Here is a 24219-nt window from a genome sequence, read left to right on the forward strand (position 1 = left end):
CCTCAGCCCGCGATCGAGGCGCGGCGCAGGTCGCGGGCCTTGGTCAGGATGATGTCCTCAAGCTTCTGCGTGGTCGCGGCCTGGACCGGCGACGAGACCCACTGGCCGTTGCGATTGACTTCGCGGAGCGCGGCGACGCGCAGCGCATCGGCGCGCAGGTCCTGGTCGAGGATCGACACGGTGACCTTCATACGCTCGGTCGGCGTCTGCGGATTGATGTACCAGTCGGTGACGATCACGCCGCCATTGGAGTCGGTCTGCAGCAACGGCATGAAGCCCAGCGTGTCGAGGCTCGCGCGCCACAGGTAGCTGTTCACGCCAATCGTCGTGATCTTCGACGCGGCGAGATCCGCCTTGGGACGCGCCGATCCGCCGCCGCAAGCGACGAGAGGCAGGGCAAACAGCACGACTGCGATACGCGAGCGGCGGAACATGGGCATCATCCTGGCAAGAAAATCAGACCTTGCTCTACAGGCGAGCCCGCGTGCCCGCAAGCAGACGCGGGCATCCAGTCATGGCTCAGCGCAAGGCGACATGCGGACGCTGCATCGAGTCGATTACGACCGATCCGGTAGCGCTAACGCAGCGATCTGTGTGCTGATTGCAACACTGTCCGACAAATCAGCGATGAAGAGGGCAATCCGCCGGGTCTGCGGCCTTTGCGGTGGATCAATTCGTGATAGACGCAGTTTCACGAGGATCCGATTACGGGATTCGAAGGACAAATTCGTTGTGATGACGCGTGGGGGAATTTTCGGGGTGGTTGCCGGGGCGCTTGTCGCCACCGCCGCAATCGTCGCGCCCGCCTTCGGCGCCAGCGAACAGCCTGCTCGGATCGCCAAGCACAACGTCGCCGCGGTTCGCGGTATCGGATCGTTCACCCCCGCCGCCGCCGACCCCCGCCTTGCCGCGATGTTCGCGCGCGGTGGCTTCGACGCCGGCAGCTTCCGCTTCACGCCCGCCGAAACGCGCCAGGACAACCGCGCCGTGACCGTCGCGGTCCGTGCGCAGACCAACCGCGGCATCGTGAACACGGCCAGCCTTGCTTCGACCACGCCGACCGTCGGTATTGCGCCGATCGCGTATAACCTCGGCATGTCGGTGGGTTGGAAGCGGTTCGCGATCTCGGGCGACGTGAACAAGCTCGATCTCGGCGCGATGCCGGGTGGCCGTGAAGCGGCTGACCTCGCGGTGAGCTATAGCGCGAAGAAGTTCAGCGGCACTGTGAAGGCTGTAGCGGATCGTCCGCTCGCCAACGCACCGCACCTGGTCGAGGAAGCGCCGAGCTATTCGGTCGATGTCGGTGGCTCCTACGCCCTGACGCGCAGCCTCGCAGTGACCGCGGGAGTCCGGTACCGGTCTGACCGCGAGCGCTTCGTGAAGGTCGACGACGACCGTCGCGATAGTCAGGCCGTGTATCTGGGCACAGCCTTCCGCTTCTAGGCATCCGGTGGAGCGATGCTCGGCTTTCTTCCCGTCATCCTGACGAACGTCAGGACCCAGGGTTACCGATCGCTGCGTCTCATGGCACTGGACTCCGACTTTCGTCAGGATGACGGCGCGTTGTAGGCATCCAGGCATCTATCGCGGCCCAGCCGTGGAAACCGAACCGCTGGATGCGCCGCCAGCGCGACTCGGTCATTCCGCCTAGCGCGATCATCGGTATCCCAAGCCCGCTTCCGATTCGTATGGCGCGCGCCGGACCGATCCCCGCCGCGCCGTCGTGCGACCGAGTGGGATGGATCGGCGATACGAACAGGGCATCAGCCCCAGCGCGCTTTCCGGCCAAGGCCTCTATGCGTGAATGCGCGGGCCAAGTTCTGATCCCGCGAGTCCGTGCCGGACCATGCACGCCGTCGGCCGCGATCGTAAAGTTTCCGGCCACCACTACGACCAGCCTGCGCGCCTGTGCGATGCGGATAACTCGCCGCAGCAGCGCCTGCCGTTCCCGCTCGGGCGTGGCATAATGCCGAAACACCACGCCGGATCCCGGCGTCAATCGCCTCAGCGCTGGCCAGAGCGCGTCGCCCATCCGCTCGTCCGTCATCAGCCAGCGTGTGGGAATGGGGTTACGACGGGCCACGCCGCTGCCTATAGCGCGCCGCATGATTGCTGACGACACCACCAAATTGCAGGCCATCCGCACCCGGATCGCCAAGGCCGCCGAGATCGCCGATCGCCGCGCGGACGACGTGACGCTGATCGCGGTCTCCAAGACGCATCCGGTCGAGGCGATCGAACCGCTGCTCGTCGAGGGCCAGCGCGTGTTCGGCGAGAATCGTGTGCAGGAGGCGTCCGAGAAATGGCCGGCGTTGCGTGAGAAATATCCTGACGTCGAACTGCATCTGATCGGGCAGCTTCAATCGAACAAGGCGGCCGAGGCGGTGGCGCTGTTCGACTGCATCCATGCGGTCGATCGCCCGTCGCTGGTCACCGCGCTGGGGAAGGCGATGGAGGCGAGCGATCGTCGGCCGGACTGTTTTCTCCAGGTCAATATCGGCGACGAGCCGCAAAAGGGCGGCTGTGCGATCTCCGATCTCCCCGCGCTGGTGGACCAGGCGCGTGCCGCCGGTTTGCCGATCGCAGGGCTGATGTGCCTGCCCCCCGCGGACATTGAGCCGGCGCCGTATTTCGCGCTGCTCGCGAAACTCGCGCGCGATCACGCGCTGACCGGGCTCAGCATGGGCATGTCCGACGATTTCGAGACCGCGGTGACGATCGGCGCGACTCATGTCCGGATCGGCAGCGCGCTGTTTGGCGCGCGGGGGACGAGCGCATGAGCATTCCGGTTCGGTTCGACGCGCTGTTGTTCGACTTCGACGGCGTGCTGATCGACAGTGAAGCCGTCGGCAACCGGCACATCGCCGAATGGCTGACCGCCGCGGGGCATCCGACGACTGCCGACGAGTCGATGGCGAACTTCATGGGGCTAGCCGGGCGGCAGTTCATCGACGCGATCGAGCGCTGGATCGACCGGCCGCTCCCCGAAGACTTCTACGCCGCGCGGAAGACCGAGGATGAGCGCGTGATGGCGGCCGGTGTCGATGCGATCGAGGGCGCGGTGGCGTTCGTCCGCTCGCTCCCTGCCGACCTGCCCAAGGCGATCGTGTCTTCGAGCCCGGTCTTGTGGATCGCGCGGCATCTGGAGCATATCGGCCTGCGCGATGCGTTCGGAGATCATCTCTACAGTGGCCGCGAGCACGTGACGAACGGCAAGCCCGCGCCTGATTTGTATCTGTTCGGGGCGCGGCAACTTGGCGTGGATATTACGCGGACGGCGATTCTCGAGGATTCGCCGGTGGGTGCGACTGGCGCGGTCGCTTCGGGTGGCTATGTCATTGGTTTGTCGGCGGGGTCGCATTGCAATGCGGAGCATGGTGCTCGGTTGAAGGCGATCGGTGTCGATGCGCTGGCGGAGAGTTTCGCCGACGTGACCCGGTTGATTGGAAGCATTTGATCGGAGCCTGGGGGGCTCCTGCCTCCTTGTTCTCCCGCGAAGGCGGGAGCCCAGTCTGGGTCCCCGCCTTCGCGGGGAAACAAACTAGACGACGGCCAAGGGTGCTCCGCTCGATGAGCGTGGAGGCGATGTTCGCTTAGCCCACCCGCTTGCGCCGCCAGATCGCACCGATCCCCGCGACCAGATCATACGGAATCGCCGCCGCTTCCCGCGACCGCATCTTGAGCTGGTACCGCCGGCTCCCTCCGTGCGGCACGTGGATCGCGCTCGCGGGCATGCCGAGCATTGCGAAGAGCATGCGGATGCGGGGTTGGTGATAGCCGTCGGTGCAGATCATGCACTGCGCATATTGACCCACGCGAGCGAACGCGGTCGCGGCGAGGACGCTTTGCAACGTATCCACGCTCGCTTCGTCGAGATGGATTCGCGACCGATCGACCGTCTCGGCCAACACATCCGCCATCACCGACGCTTCCGACGGGCCATGCGTCCCCTTCGCGCCTGAGCAGAACAGGTCCGCATCGACGTAGCGCGCGGCCGCCGCCGCTGCGAACGCGATGCGGCGGGCGAGGGTCGGGCTCGGGCTGCCATCAGGACGAACGGCCGCGCCGAACACCACGATCAGGCGGCGTGAGGGAAGAATGTCGATCAGAACTGATGGCCCGTGCGGTCGCGCTTGGTCGCGAGATACTGCGCGTTGTGCGGGTTCGAGGGGAGGAAATGCGGCACGCGTTCGATCACCGTCACGCCCGCCGCTTCAAGCCCGGCAACCTTGGCGGGGTTGTTGGTCAGCAACCGAACCTCGCGCTGGCCGAGCAGCGTCAGCATCCGCGCCGCTACCCCGAAATCGCGCGCATCGACCGCAAAGCCGAGCCGCGTATTAGCATCGACCGTGTCGAAGCCCTGGTCCTGCAACGCATACGCGCGCAGCTTGTTGACCAGCCCGATCCCGCGACCTTCCTGCCGCAGATACAGAAGGATACCCCAACCGCCATGCTGGATCGCGTGGATCGCGGCGTGCAGCTGCGGGCCGCAGTCGCATTTGAGGCTTCCGAGTACGTCGCCCGTCAGGCACTCGCTGTGGAGGCGGACGAGCGGCGGCTGGCCGTTGGGCTGGCCAATCAGCAGCGCGATATGCTCGTCTGCGCTTTCGGGGCTGCGGAACGCGACGATCTCCGCATCCTCCGCGCCCTCTACGGGAAGGCGTGCGCGCGCCGCGAGTGTCAGTCGGTTCGCGTCCTCGTGTGCGTCGATGTCCGCGCGGGCGATGCGGACCTCGGGTTCGCCCGTGCCGAGGAAGAATGCCGGTAGCAATCCCGCGATCCGGGCAAGTCGCAACGCAGCTGCCGCCGCGTCCGGATCGGCGAGCGGGAGCGTCTGGAACGGACCCTTGAGGGGGGTGGCCAAGTCGAACTGCGGATCGGCCAGCGCGGTCGCGGCGGCGAAGTCGATCCACGGCGCGCGATCGACGAGCACGGGCTCGGTCGGATCCGCCGCCGCGAGCTGGTTCGCGAGCTTCAACGTCGCCGCGCGTCCCGACGAGATCAGCACGCCGCCATTCGCGTCGGGATCGAACGCCGCCAACCGCTCCGCATCCGCCGTCTCGACCGCGAGCAGGACAAGCCCGTCGATCGCGATCGGCCAGCCACGCCGTAAAGCGTCCACCGCGCGTGCCGCTGCGCGAGGATTACTCAAAACGCGAACTCGGTCATGATCGGGACGTGGTCGGACGGCTTGAGCCAGCTTCGGCAGCGTTCATAGACGTGATGCGACACCGCGGCTTCGGCCGCCGCACCGGTCGCCCACATGTGATCGAGCCGGCGGCCACGGTCCGACGCGGCCCAATCCTTCGCGCGGTAGCTCCACCAGGTGAACAGGCGGGCGGGGGCGGGGTGGAAGCGGCGGCCGAGATCGACCCAGTCGCCGGCCGCCTGCAACTTACCGAGCGCTTCTACCTCCACAGGGGTGTGGCTGACGACGTCGAGCAACTGCTTGTGGCTCCAGACGTCGGATTCGAGCGGGGCGATGTTGAAGTCGCCGACCAAAATCGTAGGCCCCGCCAGTGTTTCCGACCAGGTCGTCATGCGCTCGATGAAGTCGAGCTTCTGGCCGAACTTGGGGTTCACCTCGCGGTTCGGGACATCGCCGCCAGCGGGGACATAGACGTTCTCGAGCCGTACGCCGTTCTCCAGCCGGACGCCGATGTGGCGCGCCTCGCTGTTTGCCTGCCAGTCGAAGCGGTCGTCCTCGACTATCGGGACTCGGCTCAAAATTGCGACGCCGTGGTGCATGCGCTGGCCGTGCAGGACGATGTGCTCGTAACCGAGCGCGCGGAACGCCTCCAACGGGAAGTCGCCGTCGATGACCTTGGTTTCCTGCAGGCACAGGATGTCGGGCTGCTCGTCGCGCAGAAACTGTTCGACGATGGCGATCCGGAAACGGACCGAGTTGATGTTCCAGGATACGATCTTCACGGCCGCGATGTAGCGTTGCGTGAGGGGCGGGACAAGGAACGCTGCTGGGGGTGCGGAAGAAGGGAGAAGTCAGAAGGCGCCATCGGCAAAGCCGCTGTCGTCGGACGGGCCTTGGGAAGACAGGGGCCCGCCGGCCGCGCTTGAGCGAGGCAGGCAAATCTTTTTGCCTGCCGCTCTACGCGAAAGACCCCCGCTCCGGGGGCATGGAGCGAGGGCCAACTCAGCGTTCGTCACGCAGGCAAGACATGGGGAAACCATCCGGGCAACAGGGGGAAAAATCCCGAATGCCCCACATCCGCAGGCCACTCTCTACGGGGCCGAACCTGTCGCTTGCATGAATGACACCGATTTTATGTTACTTTCTTACACCCGTGCGGCGCGGATCGTTCCAACGGAAGGTATTGTCGCTGACCGGAACGCCGAATTTCTGGTTGGTCAGCCTAACGGTCGTGCGGTTGTTCTGGCTGTCGAGCGCAACCCAACCCTGCAACATCAGCCCACCGGGTGCGCTCGCGCTCCGCACGAATACTAGCGTGATCTTGCCGGTCTCGGGATGCTTGGGATCGTTCACCTCGACCGATATAATCCGTGGATCATAGCCGGGTACGAGCTTGGCATAACGCGTGATATCGCGCGACGGATCGAGGAATACGACCAGCGGCGAGTTCTTGATCGGCCAGCGTTGCACCTGCTTCACCGAATAATCGATGAAGGTCAGCGCGCCGCCCTCCGCGACAATCAGGATCGGTACGCCTTTCTGGTACTGAAAACGGATCTTGCCAGGCTTCTTCAGCGTCAGCACGCCGGTCAGCACCTTGCCGTTGCGATCCGCCTGCGAGAAATCGGCAGTCATCGTCTCCATTGCCTGGAGGGATTTCTGCACGGCGGCCAGATCACCGGTCGCCTGCGCGGCGATTGGCGAGGGCACGGCGGCGACGGACAAAGCGGCGATCGTCGCGATCACCGCGGGGCGGGTATTGAACATCGAATTCTCCTTGGAGCGCCACCGTTGCCCGCGCGCGCTTGAACCGCCACTGAATTCGATGTGCGGTCACTGCACAACCTGCATCCGTCATCCTGGCGAAAGTCAGGACCCAGGATCAAGCAGGGCAGCGAGTGTTACTCTGGATCCTGACTTTCGTCAGGATGACGGGGGAGGCGGATGCCGGCAACGTGTAAAGTCGATACCCCCGTTACAGCGTAATCGCGCCCTTCAGGCCGAGCACCGCGACGTCGTTCGCGTCATGCACGCCACCGGGGTTGTGGATGAACTGCACGTTCGGCCGCAATTCGAGCCACCGGGTCGGATGGACGCTGTAATAGATCTCCGACGCATATTCGGCATCCTGCACCGCAGGCCGCGTCGGATCGAGCGCCTCGCCCTTCGCGACGCGCCCGTTGACGTTGGTCCTCGCCACGCCGAAGCCGAGGATGTCGCCCGGCCGCCACGGCACCAGTCCCTTGTAGAACAGCCCGGCGGCGATCTGGTTGTCGGTGGTGGAGGTCGCGCGGTCGGCCTGAGTCGCGTTGAGGAAAACGCTGAGCCCGGTGACGGACTTGCCGTCCTTCGACGTGCCGGTGACCTGTTGCTGGAGATTTAAATACACGCCGTAGCGCGCGCTGCGGCGGAGGGGTTCGAGCCCGGTGATCGCGATCGGCCGGCGGTTCACATCGTAGAACACGTCGTCGCCGTTGGACGTGTTGACCCAGCCGCCGACCTTGTACGCGCCGACCCGGCCATCGTTATCGCCGCGATGCCATTCCGCTTCGACCGGGATCAGCGCGCCGGTCGCGCCGTGGAACCGGCCGATCACGAAGGCCTTTTCGAGATTGCGCGGGTTCACCTCGTAGGCGGCGGTCTTCAGCGTCAGATGATCGTTGACGTCGTAGCGCAGCCGCGCGCCCCATTGGCCGACCGGCCAGTTCTGCCAGTAATCGCCAACCAGATTGCCGGGCTGCGCGCCGCAGAAGCTGAGGTTCTGGAAATAGCAGGAGAAGACCGCGAAATCCTCGCCAGGGTTGGTCCGGCCCGCCTTGATCTCGAATTTCTCACCGATCTTCTGCTCGTACCAGAATTGCGTGAGGCGGACGGTCTGGCCGCGGCCGTACACTTCCTGGACCTGTTGCAGCACGCCAAGATTGGCGTCCGCGCCGAGATCGCGACCACGGCGATAGGTGACGGTCGCCTGGAACGCACCGCCCTTGAGGCCGACGACCTTGTCGAGATCGAGCAGTACGCCGACGTCGAACTGGCCGGTCTCGCGCAACAGCTTCCGGTCGCCGCCCGAGAAATTATAGCCGCTTTCCGAGGCATAGCGGGCGCTGACACCAATACCGCGATCCGCGAGGCGCTTGCGGATGTCGAACCAGTCGGCGAACAAACCGGGGGGCGGGGTGCGCCGCGTATCGGCGGTCAGCGCGGAAGGGGAGAGATCGCTGTCGCGGCGAACGCCGGCGCGCGGGCGATGCTGCGTGTCGGTGGCGGTGCTGCCGGGGGTCTGCTTGGCGGTGTCCTGCGCGGAGACCTGACCGGGTAGGGCGAGCGCCACCGCTGCCGCAAACAACCGCCGATACTGCATTACGCCCACCTGTTCTTCGTAACTTGTATCAACCCCGTATACCGGGCGTTGGCTGATCGAAACCCCGGTCTGCGTGCGTCATTTAGTGAAGGGCGCCCCTCCCAGTTCTCCCGCGAAGGCGGGAGCCCAGGGTTCCAGACGACATCGTTCTTGGTTCCTGGACCCCCGCGTTCGCGAGGGAGCAGCGAGGCAAAGGACGGAGCGCCGCAGCACCGCGATCTTAGATCGCATGCCCCTCGGTATCGCGCAGCACTTCGCGGCGGCCGACATGATCCGGGCGACCGACGATGCCGTCCTTCTCCATCCGCTCGATCAACCGCGCAGCCGAATTGTAGCCGATCCGCAACTGGCGCTGGAGCCACGAGGTCGAGGCCTTCTGCGACTCGCAGACCAGCTGGATCGCCTGGCGATATTGCTGGTCCTCCGCCGAATCCTCACCCGTCGGCGAGCCCTCCAATGCGAAGCTCTCCTCGGGCTCCTCGGTCACCGACGAGATGTAATCCGGCAGCCCCTGCGAGCGCCAGTGATCCGCCACCAGCCGCACTTCGTCGTCGGTCACGAACGGTCCGTGGACGCGGACGATGCCCTTGCCGCCGGGCATGTAGAGCATGTCGCCCTTGCCGAGCAGCTGCTCTGCGCCCTGCTCGCCGAGGATGGTGCGCGAATCGATCTTCGACGTGACGTGGAAGCTGATCCGTGTCGGCAGATTGGCCTTGATGACGCCGGTGATGACGTCGACCGACGGCCGCTGCGTCGCCATGATCAGATGGATGCCCGCCGCGCGTGCCTTCTGCGCAAGCCGCTGGATCAGGAATTCGACCTCCTTGCCCGCGGTCATCATCAGATCGGCAAGCTCGTCGACGATCACCACGATCTGCGGCAGCACGTCGTATTCGAGCTTCTCCTCCTCGTACATCGGCGCGCCGGTATCCGGGTGATACCCCGTCTGCACCTTCCGTCCGAGCGGCTGCCCCTTGGCCTTCGCGCCACGCACCTTGTCGTTGAAGCCGGCGAGGCTGCGCACGCCGACGGAGGACATCTGGCGATAGCGATCCTCCATCGTCTCGACCGCCCATTTCAGCGCGCGCACCGCCTTGGCGGGATCGGTGACGACCGGCGACAACAGGTGCGGGATGTCGTCGTACATGCTCAGTTCGAGCATCTTCGGATCGATCATGATCATCCGGCACTGGTTCGGCGTCAGCTTGTACAGCAGCGACAGGATCATGCTGTTCAGGCCGACCGACTTGCCCGAGCCGGTGGTGCCCGCGACCAGCAGATGCGGCATCGGCGCGAGATCGGCGATCACCGAATCGCCCGCGATGTTCTTGCCGAGGATGATCGGCAACTGCGCCGACTGGTCCTCGAACGTCTGGCTGCCGACGAGTTCATGCAAGCTGACCGCCTCGCGCCGCGCATTCGGCAGCTCGATGCCGATCACGTTGCGCCCCGGAATCACCGCGACGCGCGCGGAAATCGCGGACATGTTACGCGCGATGTCGTCGGCGAGTGCAATCACGCGACTCGCCTTGATGCCGGGCGCGGGTTCGAGTTCGTACATCGTCACGACCGGGCCGGGCCGAACCTCGATGATCGACCCCTTCACGTGGAAATCGTCGAGCACGTTCTCGAGCAGCCGCGCGTTGCGCTCCAGCCCAGCCTTGTCGATCACATTGCCCTGGCTCGGCGGCGACGGGGTCAGCAGGTCGAGGCTCGGCAACGTGAAATTATCGCGCAGGTCGAGCGACGACTGGCGCTCCTTGGGTTTCGCCTGCGACGGTGCGTTCTGGCGGTCCGCGATCACCGGGGCAGGGCGCGGGTCCGGCTCAGCCACGGCACGCGGCTCGACCGGTTTCCGGGTCAACGTCAGCGGCTCGTCGTCGTCCTCGTCGATCTCCGCAAAGCCGTCATAGCCTAGCGCCTCGGTGGGATTGCGGCGGGGGAGGCGCCATTTGCGCTCGCCGAGATCGATCTCGATGCTCTTGCCCCAGACGATCGCGCCCGCAATCGCCGCGACCAGCCCAATCGCGCGGGCGGTCCAGAGTTCCGCAACCGGCTGGCCGACAAAGCTCAGCCCCCAATGCACGGCGCTCGCGACGGACAAGCCAATGATCCCACCCCATCCGGCAGGCAGTGCCAATACCGAGGTGCCCGACACGAACGCCAGCGCGCTCGCCATCAGCGCGACGCCGATCGCCGCGCCGCGCACCATCCGCAGCCAGTGGCCGAGCGGCAGATCGCGCCACAGCCGCATGCCGAGGATCGGTCCGATCGGCAGCAACAGCGCGACCGCCGGCCCGAACAGGGTGAGCGCGATGTCGGCGAACCACGCGCCCGGCGGGCCGACCAGATTGTCCGGATAGGCGCCCGACGCGGTGTTGAGTGCCGCGTCGCTCGGGTGATAGCTCGCCAAGGCCAGCGCCATCAGCAGCGTGCCGACGAACAACGCGATCGCCGCGATCAGCGCACCGCTGCGGACGGCACCCGCCTTTACCGTCTCACGCCACAAGGCTGGCTGCGCGCGGCTGGCCATGACCCGAATTCTCCAGTTGCAATCTAATCGGAAATGCATCGCCCTCGGCAGGCTCAACGTCAAGGTAACCACGCGACAACACGGGTTAAGCTGCGTCCGGATCGTCGTTGGCAGCGACCGGCTGGCGGGATAAAGCGGGCTCATGGACACAGATGTAATCATCCTCGGTGGCGGGCTGGTCGGCGCGACGCTCGCCGTGGCGCTCGACGTGCACGGCATCTCGACGATCGTGATCGACCCCGCCGACCCCGCGGTGACGCTGGCGCCCGGCTTCGACGGCCGCGCGTCGGCAGTGGCGAGCGCGAGCCACCGCATGCTCGACGCGATCGGCATCGGCGCGACGCTGGCGGGGCAGGGCTGTGCGATCCGCCAGATCCGCGTCAGCGACGGCCTCGAACCCGGCGCGCTCGATTTCGTCCCCGCCGCCGACGATGGCGCGCTCGGCACGATGTACGAGAACAAGCTGCTCCGCCGCACGCTGTTCGATGCCGCGACCGCCGCGCCGCATGTCGACCTCCGCATGCAGACACGTGCGACGACAGTCGACCGTGCCGAATCGGGCGTCACCGCCACGCTGGACTCGGGCGACGTCATTCGCGCCCCGCTGTTGATCGCCGCGGAGGGTCGCAACTCCCCGACGCGCGAGGCTGCCGGGATCACGATCGCGCGCTGGTCCTACGATCACACCGCGATCATCGGCGCGTTCCATCACGAACTGCCGCATAACGACGTGGCGTACGAGATCTTCTATTCGAGCGGCCCGTTCGCGCTGCTCCCGCTGCCGGACGATGCCGACGGCCACCGCTCGGCGATCGTCTGGACCGTCGACGCGAAGGACGCGCCCGGGATGCTGAAGCTCGGCGACCGCGCGTTCCTGGCGGAAGCGGAGAAGAGCATGGGCGGTTTTCTCGGCGCGCTGTCGATGGCGACGCCGCGCGCGTCCTATCCGCTCGGTTTCCACCACGCCGCGCGTATCACCGACACGCGGCTCGCGCTGGTCGGCGACGCCGGTCACGGCATCCATCCGATCGCCGGGCAGGGCCTCAACCTGGGCTTCCGCGATGTCGCGACGCTCGCCGAGGTACTGGTCGAGGGCAAGCGCCTCGGCCTCGACCTCGGCGATGCGGCGCTGCTCGCGCGCTACCAGCGCTGGCGCGGGCTCGACACGTTCATGACCGCGGCGGCCACCGACACGCTCACCCGTCTGTTCGGCCTCCCCGGCAAGACCGCCAGCGCGGTCCGCCGCTTCGGCATCAGCGCGGTCAACGCGATCCCGCCGCTGAAGGACCGCTTCATGGCCGAAGCACGCGGTGAAAGCGGCGATCTGCCCAAGCTGTTACAGGGCCTCAAGGTCTGAGGCGGGCGATCTGCCTGTCGTGAACGCGCGATAGCAGGACCAACGCGAATATAGCGCCGATTAGGCACATCAGCATGTCCCACTGCGTATCCCACGGATCGCCCTGCGTCCCAAGAAACGCGTCCGCGCCTTGGCCGAGCGCGACGGCGGCGCCGAACTCGATCAGTTCATACAAGGCGCTGACCGACAGGCAGTAGGCGAGGACGGTGACCGTCAGCAGTCGGCGCGACGCGATACTGCCGGTCCGGATGAGGATCTCGCGCAGGACGATCGCGGGCACGAACCCCTGCATCAGGTGCCCGAACCGATCATAGGGATTGCGCGCGAGATGCAACCAGTCCCGCACCGCGAAACCGATCGGGACGCGGGCGTAGGTGTAGGCACCGCCGAGCATCAGCACCAAGCCGTGCAGCATGATCAACGCCAGCGCGAGATGTGAGAAGCGAAACCGGTGGCGCAGGACGACCAGTACGGGAAATGCAAGCAGGACGGGCGCGACCTCCATCCACCATGTTGCGCGGTCCGCCGGCGACCAACCCGAGGCCAATAGCCCTACCGCCCAGACCGCGCCCAGTATTGGAAGGCGGCGGTCGGTCGACGTCATACGTTGGGCGCGGTTGCGTCGATTCGTCTGGCCTCCTCGACCAGCATGACCGGCACGCCCTCGCGGATCGGATACGCCAAGCCGGCCGCGTCGGAGATCAACTCTCCTGCTGCTTGGTCATAGCGGAGCGGCGTTCGCGTCATCGGGCATACGAGGCGTTCGAGCAGCCAGGGATCGAGCGCGCTCATTGCAACGTCACCGATTCGTCGCCGTCATGCCGGCCGAAGAACTGCATCAGCTGGATGATCAGCTCGGCGCGCTGCTCGATGTCCGGCGCCTCGAGCAACGCCTGTTTCGCGGCTGCGTCGAACGGTGCGATCTGGGCGATGCCGTTGACCAGGCTCTCGTCGTCGAGCCGGCCGACCGCATCCCAATCGACCGCATAGCCCTGCATGTCCGCGAATCGACGCGACTCCAGTTCCAACGACGATCGCCGGCCGAGCGACAGCGCATCGTCCTCGATCACCGGCAGCAACTCGGCCTCGACCTGGCGGAATGCGGTCGTCACGTCGAGCTCGCGGACGATCCGGAACAGCGCGATACCCTCCAGCACGACGTTGTAGCGCCCGTCGTCGAGCGCCTCGACCTCGGCGATCTTGCCGACGCAGCCGATGTCGTACAGCGCGTCCGCGTCGTCATGCGGTCCGCCCCGCGGCTGGATCATCCCGATCCGCCGATCGCGCGCCATCGCATCGCTGATCATCGCCCGATAGCGCGGCTCGAACATGTGCAGCGGCAGATGCATACCGGGGAACAGCAACGCCCCCGGCAACGGGAAGATCGACAGCCGCGTGGTCGTGCGCGGGGGGGTGGCGCGCGGGGGGGCGGACTCGGTGGTCATCCGAACAGGATCGCAGACAGGCGGCGTCGCTGTCCAGACACCCACGGATCCTCGAGCCCGACGACTTCGAACAGTTTCAGCAGCTGCGTCCGCGCCGCGCCCTCGTTCCAGTCGCGCTCGGTGGCGATGATGCCGAGGAACGTGTCGGCTGCCGCATCGCGGTCGTTCGCCGCCATCTGGCCGTTGGCGAGTGCGAACCGCGCGTGCAAGTCGTCTGGGTTCGCCTCGACCGCAGCGAGCAGCGGCGACAGGTCCTCGACCGGAGGTGCCGACTGCGCGAGCGCGAGCGCCGCCTGCGCGCGGTGGATTGCCGGGTCCTTGGCGATCGCCGGATCAAGGTTGGCCAGCCAGTCGGTCGCCTCGTCGAGCTGCCCGGTCGCGACCAATGCGCGGACGAAGCCGGCATGCACTTGCGGATGCTCGGGCGCGATCTCGGCGATCTCGCGGAAGATTCCCAGTGCGCGCTCGCCGTCATTGGCCGCGAGCGCCTCTTCGCCGATCGCGATCAACGGCTCGACGTCGGGCACCGCGTCGGTTGCGCCGGCTTCGATCGGCAGCTGCTTGAGCAACTGGTCGAGGATCACGCGCAACTGCGATTCGGTGCGCGCGCTGGTCATGTCGGCGACCAGCTGGCCCTGGAACATCGCGTAGACGGTCGGGATCGACTTGATCTGGAATTGCGCGGCGATGAACTGGTTCTTGTCGGTATCGACCTTCGCCAGCACGACGCCCTTGTCGGCATAATCCGCCGCGACCTTCTCCAGCGTCGGCGTCAGCGCCTTGCACGGCCCGCACCATTCCGCCCAGAAATCGATGATCACGAGGCTCGTCATCGACGGTTCGACGACGTCGCGACGGAACGCCTCGACGGCGTCCTTCTCCGCGGGGGACATTCCAAGCGTGGCCAAGTTCAACTCCCGTGTAATTCTCGCGTGCTATCTGGGGCGCCCCCGCAGCGAATGCCACCTCTAGAGCCCATGTCTAGACCATCGCGTCCGAAATTCCACGCGCGCACCAGCTTGTCTCTGCGGTGGCCCAGTCCGTCACCCCAGCGAAAACCGGGGTATCTCACGTGGCACGCGACCTGCGCCCAATAGGGAGACCTTGGCGTTCGCGGGAGTGGCGGGCATCAATGGAAGTCGCGCGATTTGGGTAGCACGCGGACGTTCCGGGGATGCTGCGCGCGCGGATGCTGGGCACGCGGTGTCCGTCCGTCAGGGCCGCGTGGCAGGACGGGCCGGATCACCTCGTCCACGCGCGCGAGCGGCGGCTCCAGCGCTTGATCTTCCGACAACAGCCGCAGCATGTCGCTGCGATCCTGCACACGCGACGTCATCAGGTGCGTGACGCCTTCCTCGCTGCGCTGGATCACGCCCTCCAGCACCATCAGCCGCGATGCCATCACCGCGCGGCGGTTCGCCTCGAAGTCGCGCGCCCACATCAGCCCGTTGGTGATCCCGGTCTCGTCCTCGATCGTCACGAAGATCGCGTTGCCCTTGCCCGGCCGCTGGCGGACCAGCACCACGCCCGCCACTTTCGCGCGCCGCCCGTCCTTCGTTGCGTTGGCCTGCGCGCTCGACAAGATCCCCTCGGCGGCAAAGCGTTCGCGGAGGAACTGCATCGGATGCGCCTTCAACGACAGCCGCGTCGTCTGGTAATCCGCCGCGACCTGTTCGGACAGAGGCATCGCCGGCAGATGCGCATCGGGCTCCGCGCCAAGCTCAGGCACCTCTGCCGCGGCGAACAGCGCAAGCTGCTTGGGCGGCGTCCGGCGCACATCCCACAAAGCCTCGCGCCGCTCCTTCGCCACCGACCGGAACGCATCCGCATCGGCCAGCAGGTTCATCGCCCGCTGCGGCAGGTTCGCCCGACGCGCGAGGTCTTCGATGCTCGCGAACGGTGTAGTCCGAACGCGAACGATCTCGTCGGCCCAATCCTTCCGAAACCCATCGACCTGCCTAAACCCAAGCCGCAAATCCTCCCCGGCACGGGGAGGGGGACCATCCGCAGGATGGTGGAGGGGGGGCGCCGCAGACGTCCCGCCTGGAAGAGTAGCATCCCCAAACGCGGCGCTCGTAACAGGCCCAGTCGCAAGCGATACGTTGGCGGAAGCCCCCCTCCACCCCGCTTCGCGCGGTCCCCCTCCTCGTGCCGGGGAGGATAAGCTGTTATCCCACCCGCTCGCATTCACGTCGACCGGCAGCACGGTAACCCCGTGCTCTACCGCATCGCGCACCAGTTGCGCCGGCGCATAAAACCCCATCGGCTGCGAATTGAGCAACGCGCAACAGAACACCGCCGGGTGAAAGCATTTGATCCACGACGACACATACACCAGCCGCGCAAACGACAGCGCATGGCTCTCTGGAAACCCGTAGGACCCAAACCCCTCGATCTGCTTGAAACACCGCTCTGCGAACTCTGCCTCATACCCGCGCGCGACCATTCCACCGACCAGCTTGGCCTGAAAATTGTCCATTCCCCCGACCTTGCGGAACGTCGCCATCGACTTGCGCAACTGGTTCGCCTCGTTCGGCGTGAACCCCGCCGCGACGATCGCCAGCTTCATCGCCTGCTCCTGGAACAACGGAACGCCGTAGGTGAATCGGAGCAACTGTTGCAGCTCATCGGGCGGGCCGAACTTTGGATCAGGCGAGGGAAATTCGACCTTTTCCTTGCCACTGCGGCGCCGTAGATACGGATGCACCATATCGCCCTCGATCGGCCCCGGCCGCACGATCGCAACCTGCACGACCAGATCATACAGCACGCGCGGCCGCAGACGTGGCAGCATATTGATCTGTGCGCGGCTCTCGACCTGGAACACGCCAATGCTGTCGCCCTTGCACAGCATGTCATAAACCGCTGGATTCTCGTCATTGGCGATCGTGTTCAGCAGATGATCGCCGAGCTGGTGCTGCCGCATCAGGTCGAAGCTCTTGCGGATGCAGGTCAGCATGCCGAGCGCGAGGATATCCACCTTCATTATCTTAAGTTCGTCGATATCGTCCTTGTCCCATTCGATAAACGTCCGGTCCTTCATCGCTCCATTATGGATCGGTACAGTCTCGTCGAGACGCCCCTGTGTCAGCACGAATCCACCGACATGCTGCGACAGATGCCGAGGGAATTTGAGCAATCCGGTAACGATCGTCCGCAAGCGCGCAATCTCTGGATTCTCGATATCAAACCCCGTTTCGCGGAACCGCCGGTCGTCGAACTTATCCGAGAAACTGCCCCATACGGTGCTTGTCAGCCGTTGCGTGACGTCGTCGGTCAACCCCAGCGCCTTGCCGACCTCGCGTACCGTGCTGCGTGAGCGATAGTGGATGACGGTCGCCGCGATCGCCGCCCGGTGGCGGCCGTAGCGACCATATATGTACTGCATGATCTCCTCGCGGCGCTCATGCTCGAAATCGATGTCGATGTCGGGCGGTTCATCACGCTCACTTGAAACGAAGCGCGAGAAAAGCAGATCGTATTTCATCGGATCGACCGACGTAACGCCGAGCAACCAGCACACCGCAGAATTGGCCGCCGATCCTCGGCCCTGACACAGGATCGGCGGATCGAGAGACCGTGCATGGCGGACGATGTCGTGCACAGTCAGGAAATAATGCGCGTATTTCCGCTCCCGGATCAGCGGCAGTTCTTCATTCAGCAGACGCACCAGCCTATCGGGAACGCCGTCGGGAAACCTTTCGCGCGCCGCGGACCAGCTGAGCTCCTCCAGCCAGTCCTGCGCCTCCCATCCGTCCGGGATCGGCTCGTGAGGATATTCATAGGATAGCTGGGTAAGATCGAAATCGATCCGCTCCAACAGGCGCAGGCTCTCGGCTACCGCATCTGGCCGGTCTCCGAACAGCCGCGCCATTTCCCTGCCGGGTTTCAGGTGGCGTTCGGCATTGGCCGCGATCAGCTTCCCCGCGTTCTGTACGGTAGCGCCCGCGCGGATGCAGGTAACTATGTCATGCAACGGACGATCGTCAGAATCTGCATACAGTGCATCGCACGTCGCCAGCAGCGGCACGCCCAGCGGGTCCGCGATCCGCGCCAGCCTGTTGAGACGCCGGCGATCTTTACCGCCACGCGGCATCGTAACGCCAAGCCAGAGGTGGCCGTTCAGGTTACGCGCCAGCAGGGCCAAAGTCGATTTCAGACTTGGATTCTTTCGTGGCGGCGGCAACAGGCCTGCCTTTAGCGGGGTCGCATCGCGTACGCTGGTTTCGGGCAACACGATCAGCAACAAGCCATCGGCGTGGCGCAGCAGGTCACCAAGGCCGAGAATGCAGCCTCCCTTCTCCGCCCGCAGGTTGCCGACGGTCAGCAGCCGCGTCAGCCTGCCCCATCCGGCGCGGGTCTCGGGATAGGCGACGATGTCCTGCGTGCCGTCCGCAAAGATCAGGCGTGCGCCGACCACCAGCTTGAAATCGATGTCAGGCAGGCCGAGCAGATCGAGGTCTGCCCGCTTCTCGCGCAACGCCTTGTGCGCACGCACCACGCCAGCCACCGTGTTGCGGTCGGCGATGCCGATTCCCGCATGTTCCAGCCTGATCGCCTCGCTGACCATATCCTCGGCATGGCTCGCACCGTCGAGGAACGAGTAGTTGGTCGCAGCAACGAGTTCCGCAAACCCGGTCATGACGCTAGAGGGGTCACGCGAAGACGCCGTGGAGGTACCAGCGGGGTGCCTCCATCTCGGAATACAGGCCGTGGCGGAAGATCCAGAAGCGGCGACCGCGGCGGTCTTCGATGCGGTAGTAATCGCGCGTCGGTATGTCTTGGCGTCGCCACCATTCGCCAGCGATCCGTTCCGGGCCTTCGCTATGCGCGACGTCGTGCACCGTGCGGCGCCAGCGGAAGCGGTGCGGCGGGCCGTCGGGGACTTCGGCCATCATCGATTCGATCGGTTGCGGCGGGTCGAACAGGTAGATCGGCCGCAACGGCGGTTCGTCGGTTTCGGGCGCGATCCACGGCGTTGGGGCGGGCGCTTCGGCGGCGGGCAGCATCAGCTCGGCCTGTTCGGGAATATGATTGTCGCGCGCGGAGAACCGGCGGACGCGCGCCCGGCCCAGCCGCGTGCCGAGCTGGTCGACGAGCTGCGCGACCTCGCCCTTCTGCGCCTCGCCGCCCTCCAGCTTCAGCTGCGACGCGTCGAGCTTTTCGGCCAACGCGACGTCGAGCCTCACCATATCATAGCCGAACCCCGGATCGAGCGGATCGGCGAGGCTGTCGATCCGTTCGCGGAACAATCGCATCAATAACGCTATGTCGCGTGTTGGTTGACCGGTCTCGATCCGCAGCCGCTGGACGAGGCCGTCGGCGCGGAACAGGCGCGCTTCCCAGCGGCGGCCGCCCTCGTGACGGTCGGCAAGCTGAGCCGCAGCTTCGGTGGCGAGTTCGGCCAGCATCTCGAGTGCGTATTCGGTGCGTGCGATGGGTTCGGCGAAGCGGCGTTCGACGCCGATCTTCGGCACCGTCCGCCGCGCGAGGATCGGCCCCTTCACCGAGCCATCGAGACGGCGGATCATCATCGCCGCCTCCTCACCGAACCGTGCGGCGATCGTCGCTAAGGGCCGCGCCATCACGTCGCCGACCGTCTTCAGTCCCGCACGCGACAGCGCGGTCGTCGCATCCTCGTCGAGACCCAACGCAGCCACCGGCAATCGCTTGACCGCACGCTTTTCATCCGGCGCCGGCGCCCCCGCATACCGCGCCAGCGCGCGAGCCGTGTCGGGCGTGTCGCCGAACGCATGGCGCACCAGCACACCCCGCCGCGCCAGCCGCTCCTCCAGGTCGGCAGCCAGACGCCGTTCGCCCTCGAACTCGTGCACGCACCCGGCGATGTCGAGGATCAGGCCATCGGGCTCGTCGAGCGCGACCGATGGCGTGTAGCGCTGGCATCCGTCCGCGAGCCGCTCGAGCCATTCGTGGTCGGCATGCGCATCATGCTCGTAGACCTCGAGTTCCGGTACCTGCGCCCGCGCATCCGCCAGCGTCAGGCCGGGTCGGAGACCCGCTCGCATGGCTTCACGGTCTAGCGCTTTCAGCCGGATACCGCCCGAGACCGTCTCGACGAACGCGATCGGCGTCTCAGCCCGTCCGACGAACAAATGCGGCCGCATCGTCTGCAGCCGCTCGATCGGCAGCCACGGAAACACCAGCGCCAGGTAGCGTCGCGGAATCACCAGAGGCGAAGGCGATCTGGTCGAAGGCGGTATTATCGAAGATGTACGCGTCACGGTCCCACTCCACACGCCAGCGAAGCCCGGCCTGGCCTCCGCGTCGACGCAGCAATTCGATGTCGAAGGCAGGTTTGCCCGGTGCGTCGGCCTCCAGCGGTCGCGACCGACACGCGGCGACCTGCCAGCGCGATGCAGCCGCACTCGGCACCGGTTCGGCGCCGATGCGCAGGCTGAGAATGGTCACGCCAGAGGCTTCTGCCGCCAGCATCAGTCGCCGCGTCGCGGTCAGGTCGAGTCCTGGCGCGCGCCCCCAGGATTCGATCAGCAACGTGCCGAGCCCATGGCAGCGCGCGGCATCGGCGGCGGCGCGCAACAAGTCCGCCTCGTCCTCGACCAGCCCCAGCACCAGCGACGTCACGTCGAGCCCCATCTCGACCAGCCCGGTCGCATGCAGCCGCCCGCCTTGCCGCTCGCTAGCCTCGGTGCGCAACCACATCACCGGGGCCGCGCGCGCTGCCAGAACCGAGGCGACCGCGAACCCCGCGCCGCTCGCCGAATCGTCGATGGCGGTGAAAATCTCGTGCAGCTGCGCTCGGGCCATGCCCTGCGTCAGCCACGCATCGTCGGCACGGCCATCCCCCTGGGTCGGCATCCCGGTCGTGGCGATCCGCTTCAGGCGGGCAATCAGGGCGGACGACTCGTTCACAATTGTTCTTGTAATGTTCCGACGGGTGAGTCGCCAAGCGGAATCTTTTTTCGAGCGTGTCTGGGCGCAGGAAATTTCGTCTTTCAGTCTTAATGACACGCTCATTCATTTGCTCGCGGGCCGGGCACGCTTCGTCGCTCAGACACGCTCCCACATGAAAAATGCGTCAGGAACAGTGTCTATTCCGTGACATGTCCGTACCGAAGATTCCCCCGATCTTCGCGGTTATTTACAGTTTTACGACAGCGTTGCAGCCTTCCGCCGTGCCGTATTCCTCCCCGGATGACGCGGCCGTTCCGGAACGCGCTCACTGTCTTCCCAAGGGGGGGGGAGGAGCCTTGCAAGAGATCGCTTCATCATGACCAAAATCGCTTTCCGGCCGACTTTGCTGCGGAGCTCTGCGCTTTCGGCGCTCGCCCTGGTCGGGCTGATCGGCACCGCGCCGGCGTTCGCACAGGATGCGCAGGTCCAGCCGGGCACGTCGGTATCGACCCCGCCGCAGGGTGACGTCTCGCCCGCACCCGCAGCGCAGGCCACTGCCGCCCCTGCCGCCCAGACCACCGCCGCCCAGCCCGGCACCGCCCAGCCCGGCACCGACGCCGGCCAGTCGCAGGACATCGTCGTCACCGGCACGCTGTTCCGCCGCACCGATACCGAGACGCCGTCGCCGGTCACCGTGCTGACCTCGGATTCGCTTGCTAAGGCCGGCATCAACAACGTGTCGGACGCGGTGCGGTCGATCTCCGCGGACAGCAGCGGCTCGGTCCCGACCTCGTTCACCAACGGCTTCGGCGCCGGCTCGTCGGGCGTGTCGTTGCGCGGCCTGACCGTGAGCTCGACGCTGACGCTGATCGACGGTGTCCGCACCGCCAACTATCCGCTTTCGGATGACGGCCAGCGCTCGTTCGTCGATCTGAACACCATCCCGAACGCGATCGTCGACCGCGTCGAAGTGCTCAAGGACGGCGCCTCGTCGAGCTATGGCGCCGACGCGATCGGCGGCGTCGTCAACATCATCATGAAGAAGGAGATCGTCGGCGCGTACGGCACGGTCGAAGGCGGCGTGTCCCAGCGCGGCGACGGCGGCGAACAGCGCGCGACGCTGACGCTCGGCACCGGTCGTCTGAAGGAGAAGGGCTTCAACTTCTACGTCAGCGGCGAATACCAGCATGACGACCCGATCTACAATCGCAACCGCGGCTTCCCGTACAACACGCAGGATCTGACCTCGATCGGCGGCGACAACAACAACCCCGGCTCGGTCGCGCCAAGCCAGACCACCAGCGCGGTCGTCGCGCCCACCACGCAGACCACACCCGGGAACATCCTGTCGGGTACCGGCCTCGCGACCGGTGCCTTCCAGGTGCTCAACCCCAATGGGTGCGCCGCGGGGCAGACGCTCGTCACCACGCCACGGTCGGGTTCGACCTTCATCGACCAGGGTTGCGAACAGAACCTCGTCTCCGACTACGGCCAGATCCAGCCCGAGCAGACTCGTTTCGGCGTCACCGCCCACGGTACCGTGCAGATCAACGACAAGACGCAGGCCTATCTGATCGCATCGTATTTCCAGAACGACGTGAAGTCGGAGGGCAGTCCTGCGCTGATCCGCTCGGCCAATCCGGTCAACACGCAGAATATCGTCCTGCCGGCGGTGCTGGCGAACGGCACGCTCAACACCACCAACAACCCGTTCGCGACCCAGGGTCTGGCAGCGGCGATCCGCTATCGGTTCGGCGACATCCCCGCCTCGTCCGAGTACAAGAACCACGTGATCCGTGCGGCGGCGGGCATCGACGGCCAGTTCGGCGAGGGCTGGGGCTATTCCGCGTCGATCACCGCGGCGCATTCGTGGCTCGACATCACGCAGAACGGCTATCTCAACCTCGCCGGACTGCAGACCGCGATCACCACCGGCAGCTACAACTTCGCCAATCCCGATCTGAACACCGCGGCCGTCCGCGCCGCGATCTCGCCGACGGTCCGTTCGCAGGCGACCAGCGACCTCGACATGATCCAGGGCGTCATCACCAAGGACCTGTTCCAGCTTCCCGGCGGTCCGCTCCAGGTCGGCGTCGGCGGCTCGGTCCGCTACGAGGCGCAGAACGATCCGAGCCAGAACCCGGACTTCACGACAATCAACCTCAACCAGTTCTCGGCGGTCGGCAACCGGACCGTCGAATCGGCCTATTTCGAGGTCAACGCGCCGATCCTGACCAGCCTCGAGATCGACGGGTCGGGCCGCTTCGATCATTATTCGGAAGGGTTCAGCCACTTCTCGCCGAAGATCGGGGTGAAGTTCACGCCGATCCGTCAGGTCGCGCTGCGCGGCACCTTCTCGAAGGGCTTCCGGGCCCCGAGCTTCGCCGAGACGTCGGGTTCGGTGGTCGGCTTCACCGCCGCCGTGCCGCCCTGCTCGCTTCAGGCGCAGCATGGCGCCACGCTCACCGGCACGACGTGCTCGGGCGGCAGTGCGTATAACCAGTCCTATTCGATCGGCTTCAACACCGCCGGCAACCCGGACATCAAGCCCGAACTGTCGCGCAGCTTCACCGGCGGCGTGGTCGTCCAGCCGCTGCCCTGGCTGAGCTTCACCGCGGATTACTACAACATCAAGAAGACCCGCGTGATCACCGGCGGCCCGCTCTCGAACCAGGCGCTCGCCGCCTATTACGCGGGCACCGCGCTGCCGACCGGCTACAGCGTGACGCCCGACGCGATCGATCCGTCGTTCCCGAACGCACAACCGCGCGCGCTGTTCGTCAACTCGCCCTTTGCCAATGCGGCGGCGCTGAAGACCTCCGGGCTCGATTTCTCGGCGCTGGTCCAGTTCAAGCCGAGCGACGACTTCCACTTCTCGAGCCGTGCGGAGGCGACCTACATCCTCCATTACGACTTCAAGTCGAGCGATGCCGATCCGTTCGTCGACTATGTGGGCACGCAGGCGCCCTACGTCACCTCGTCGGGCGCAGGCACGCCGGCATGGCGCGGCAACTGGCAGAACAGCGTCGACTACAAGGCGTACACGCTGACCGCGACGGCGTATTACACGTCGGGCTACAAGGCGGTGGCGTTCGACCAGTTCGGCACCACCGACTGCAACGGCGGCAGCACGTACGGCGGCACGGATCCCGAGTTCAATTGCCACGTGAAGCACTTCGTCGATGTTGACCTGACCGGCAGCGTGGCGGTGAACGACAAGTTCAAGCTGTACTTCAACGTCGTCAACCTGCTCGACCAGAAGGCGCCGCTGAACGCGGGCAACTATGCCGCGGTCAACTACAACCCGACCTACACGCAGATCGGTGCGGTCGGCCGGACGATGCGCGTGGGGGCGAACTTCCAGTTCTGATCGCTTTCCCGACGCATGGCCAGGAAGGGGCGGACGGCAACGTCCGCCCCTTTTTTGTGCGCTGCACACAGCGGTTCGACGAAATATCGCGATGATAGTGCGAAAGGCGCTTGCCGTTCCGCAAACACCGG

Annotated in this window: 20 protein-coding genes; 5 read left to right on the forward strand and 15 right to left on the reverse strand. The window is 65.8% G+C overall.

Annotation, left to right across the window (positions count from 1 at the left end; translation table 11 throughout):
- Nucleotides 1–2: 2 nt before the first annotated feature.
- Complete coding sequence (locus ASG20_RS13870; protein ID WP_056053843.1) at nucleotides 3–434, reverse strand: DUF3576 domain-containing protein; 432 nt, start codon at nucleotides 432–434, stop codon at nucleotides 3–5.
- A 301-nt stretch (nucleotides 435–735) separates the two neighbouring features.
- On the opposite strand from ASG20_RS13870, the gene ASG20_RS13875 reads away from it, so the two are divergent.
- Nucleotides 736–1443 (forward strand): hypothetical protein, encoded by a 708-nt coding sequence (locus tag ASG20_RS13875; RefSeq protein WP_201780729.1) that lies wholly within the window; start codon nucleotides 736–738, stop codon nucleotides 1441–1443.
- A 79-nt stretch (nucleotides 1444–1522) separates the two neighbouring features.
- Here the strand turns inward: ASG20_RS13875 and ASG20_RS19080 are convergent, their stop codons facing one another.
- Nucleotides 1523–2140, reverse strand: a complete 618-nt coding sequence (locus ASG20_RS19080) for a thiamine phosphate synthase (RefSeq protein ID WP_330218684.1) — start codon at nucleotides 2138–2140, stop codon at nucleotides 1523–1525.
- On the opposite strand from ASG20_RS19080, the gene ASG20_RS13880 reads away from it, so the two are divergent.
- Together ASG20_RS13880 and ASG20_RS13885 are read left to right on the forward strand one after the other, a co-directional pair.
- Nucleotides 2106–2780, forward strand: a complete 675-nt coding sequence (locus ASG20_RS13880) for a YggS family pyridoxal phosphate-dependent enzyme (RefSeq protein ID WP_056053846.1) — start codon at nucleotides 2106–2108, stop codon at nucleotides 2778–2780. The genes ASG20_RS19080 and ASG20_RS13880 overlap by 35 nt on opposite strands.
- Nucleotides 2777–3457, forward strand: coding sequence for an HAD family hydrolase (locus tag ASG20_RS13885; RefSeq protein WP_056053849.1), 681 nt, complete (start codon nucleotides 2777–2779; stop codon nucleotides 3455–3457). Before ASG20_RS13880 ends, ASG20_RS13885 begins: the two co-directional genes overlap by 4 nt.
- A gap of 136 nt (nucleotides 3458–3593) precedes the next feature.
- Here ASG20_RS13885 and ASG20_RS13890 read toward each other — a convergent pair whose 3' ends face one another.
- The 6 genes from ASG20_RS13890 to ASG20_RS13915 all read right to left on the reverse strand — a co-directional run bounded on the left by ASG20_RS13890 (nucleotide 3594) and on the right by ASG20_RS13915 (nucleotide 11043).
- Entirely contained in the window at nucleotides 3594–4076 is a 483-nt protein-coding gene (locus ASG20_RS13890) for a YdcF family protein (protein ID WP_056053851.1), read from the reverse strand.
- A 29-nt stretch (nucleotides 4077–4105) separates the two neighbouring features.
- Nucleotides 4106–5152 carry a GTP cyclohydrolase II gene (gene ribA / locus ASG20_RS13895; RefSeq protein WP_056053853.1) on the reverse strand — a complete coding sequence of 349 codons (1047 nt, stop codon included), beginning with the start codon at nucleotides 5150–5152 and terminating at the stop codon, nucleotides 4106–4108.
- Complete coding sequence (locus tag ASG20_RS13900) at nucleotides 5149–5931, reverse strand: exodeoxyribonuclease III (protein WP_056053855.1); 783 nt, start codon at nucleotides 5929–5931, stop codon at nucleotides 5149–5151. The genes ribA and ASG20_RS13900 overlap by 4 nt, the downstream gene beginning before the upstream one ends.
- A gap of 355 nt (nucleotides 5932–6286) precedes the next feature.
- Nucleotides 6287–6916: a LolA family protein gene (locus ASG20_RS13905; protein ID WP_056053857.1), complete on the reverse strand. Its 630-nt coding sequence runs from the start codon at nucleotides 6914–6916 to the stop codon at nucleotides 6287–6289.
- A gap of 208 nt (nucleotides 6917–7124) precedes the next feature.
- The gene (locus ASG20_RS13910; RefSeq protein ID WP_056053859.1) at nucleotides 7125–8510 is read right to left on the reverse strand and encodes a carbohydrate porin; all 1386 of its coding nucleotides are present in this window, start codon (nucleotides 8508–8510) and stop codon (nucleotides 7125–7127) included.
- Nucleotides 8511–8730: 220 nt separating this feature from the next.
- A complete protein-coding gene (locus tag ASG20_RS13915) occupies nucleotides 8731–11043 on the reverse strand; it encodes a DNA translocase FtsK (RefSeq protein WP_056053862.1) in 2313 nt (770 codons plus the stop codon).
- A 142-nt stretch (nucleotides 11044–11185) separates the two neighbouring features.
- Between ASG20_RS13915 and ASG20_RS13920 the strand changes: the two genes are divergently transcribed.
- The gene (locus tag ASG20_RS13920) at nucleotides 11186–12400 is read left to right on the forward strand and encodes a UbiH/UbiF/VisC/COQ6 family ubiquinone biosynthesis hydroxylase (protein ID WP_056053864.1); all 1215 of its coding nucleotides are present in this window, start codon (nucleotides 11186–11188) and stop codon (nucleotides 12398–12400) included.
- Here ASG20_RS13920 and ASG20_RS13925 read toward each other — a convergent pair.
- The 7 genes from ASG20_RS13925 to ASG20_RS13955 all read right to left on the reverse strand — a co-directional run bounded on the left by ASG20_RS13925 (nucleotide 12390) and on the right by ASG20_RS13955 (nucleotide 20736).
- Complete coding sequence (locus tag ASG20_RS13925) at nucleotides 12390–13004, reverse strand: DUF2238 domain-containing protein (protein ID WP_056053866.1); 615 nt, start codon at nucleotides 13002–13004, stop codon at nucleotides 12390–12392. The two genes, ASG20_RS13920 and ASG20_RS13925, sit on opposite strands and share 11 nt — an antisense overlap.
- Nucleotides 13001–13192 carry a Trm112 family protein gene (locus ASG20_RS13930; RefSeq protein ID WP_056053868.1) on the reverse strand — a complete coding sequence of 64 codons (192 nt, stop codon included), beginning with the start codon at nucleotides 13190–13192 and terminating at the stop codon, nucleotides 13001–13003. The genes ASG20_RS13925 and ASG20_RS13930 overlap by 4 nt, the downstream gene beginning before the upstream one ends.
- Nucleotides 13189–13845, reverse strand: a complete 657-nt coding sequence (locus ASG20_RS13935) for an LON peptidase substrate-binding domain-containing protein (RefSeq protein ID WP_056053870.1) — start codon at nucleotides 13843–13845, stop codon at nucleotides 13189–13191. Before ASG20_RS13935 ends, ASG20_RS13930 begins: the two co-directional genes overlap by 4 nt.
- Nucleotides 13842–14738: a tetratricopeptide repeat protein gene (locus ASG20_RS13940; RefSeq protein ID WP_056053877.1), complete on the reverse strand. Its 897-nt coding sequence runs from the start codon at nucleotides 14736–14738 to the stop codon at nucleotides 13842–13844. Before ASG20_RS13940 ends, ASG20_RS13935 begins: the two co-directional genes overlap by 4 nt.
- A 236-nt stretch (nucleotides 14739–14974) precedes the next feature.
- Nucleotides 14975–18487 (reverse strand): error-prone DNA polymerase, encoded by a 3513-nt coding sequence (locus tag ASG20_RS13945; protein ID WP_056053880.1) that lies wholly within the window; start codon nucleotides 18485–18487, stop codon nucleotides 14975–14977.
- 13 nt (nucleotides 18488–18500) lie between these two features.
- The gene (locus ASG20_RS13950) at nucleotides 18501–19970 is read right to left on the reverse strand and encodes a Y-family DNA polymerase (RefSeq protein WP_231420620.1); all 1470 of its coding nucleotides are present in this window, start codon (nucleotides 19968–19970) and stop codon (nucleotides 18501–18503) included.
- Nucleotides 19939–20736: an ImuA family protein gene (locus ASG20_RS13955; protein ID WP_056053883.1), complete on the reverse strand. Its 798-nt coding sequence runs from the start codon at nucleotides 20734–20736 to the stop codon at nucleotides 19939–19941. Before ASG20_RS13955 ends, ASG20_RS13950 begins: the two co-directional genes overlap by 32 nt.
- A gap of 358 nt (nucleotides 20737–21094) precedes the next feature.
- Between ASG20_RS13955 and ASG20_RS13960 the strand changes: the two genes are divergently transcribed.
- A complete protein-coding gene (locus tag ASG20_RS13960; RefSeq protein WP_056053887.1) occupies nucleotides 21095–24088 on the forward strand; it encodes a TonB-dependent receptor plug domain-containing protein in 2994 nt (997 codons plus the stop codon).
- The last annotated feature ends 131 nt before the right edge of the window (nucleotides 24089–24219 follow it).

It is taken from the genome of Sphingomonas sp. Leaf198, assembly GCF_001424005.1.
GTDB lineage: Bacteria > Pseudomonadota > Alphaproteobacteria > Sphingomonadales > Sphingomonadaceae > Sphingomonas.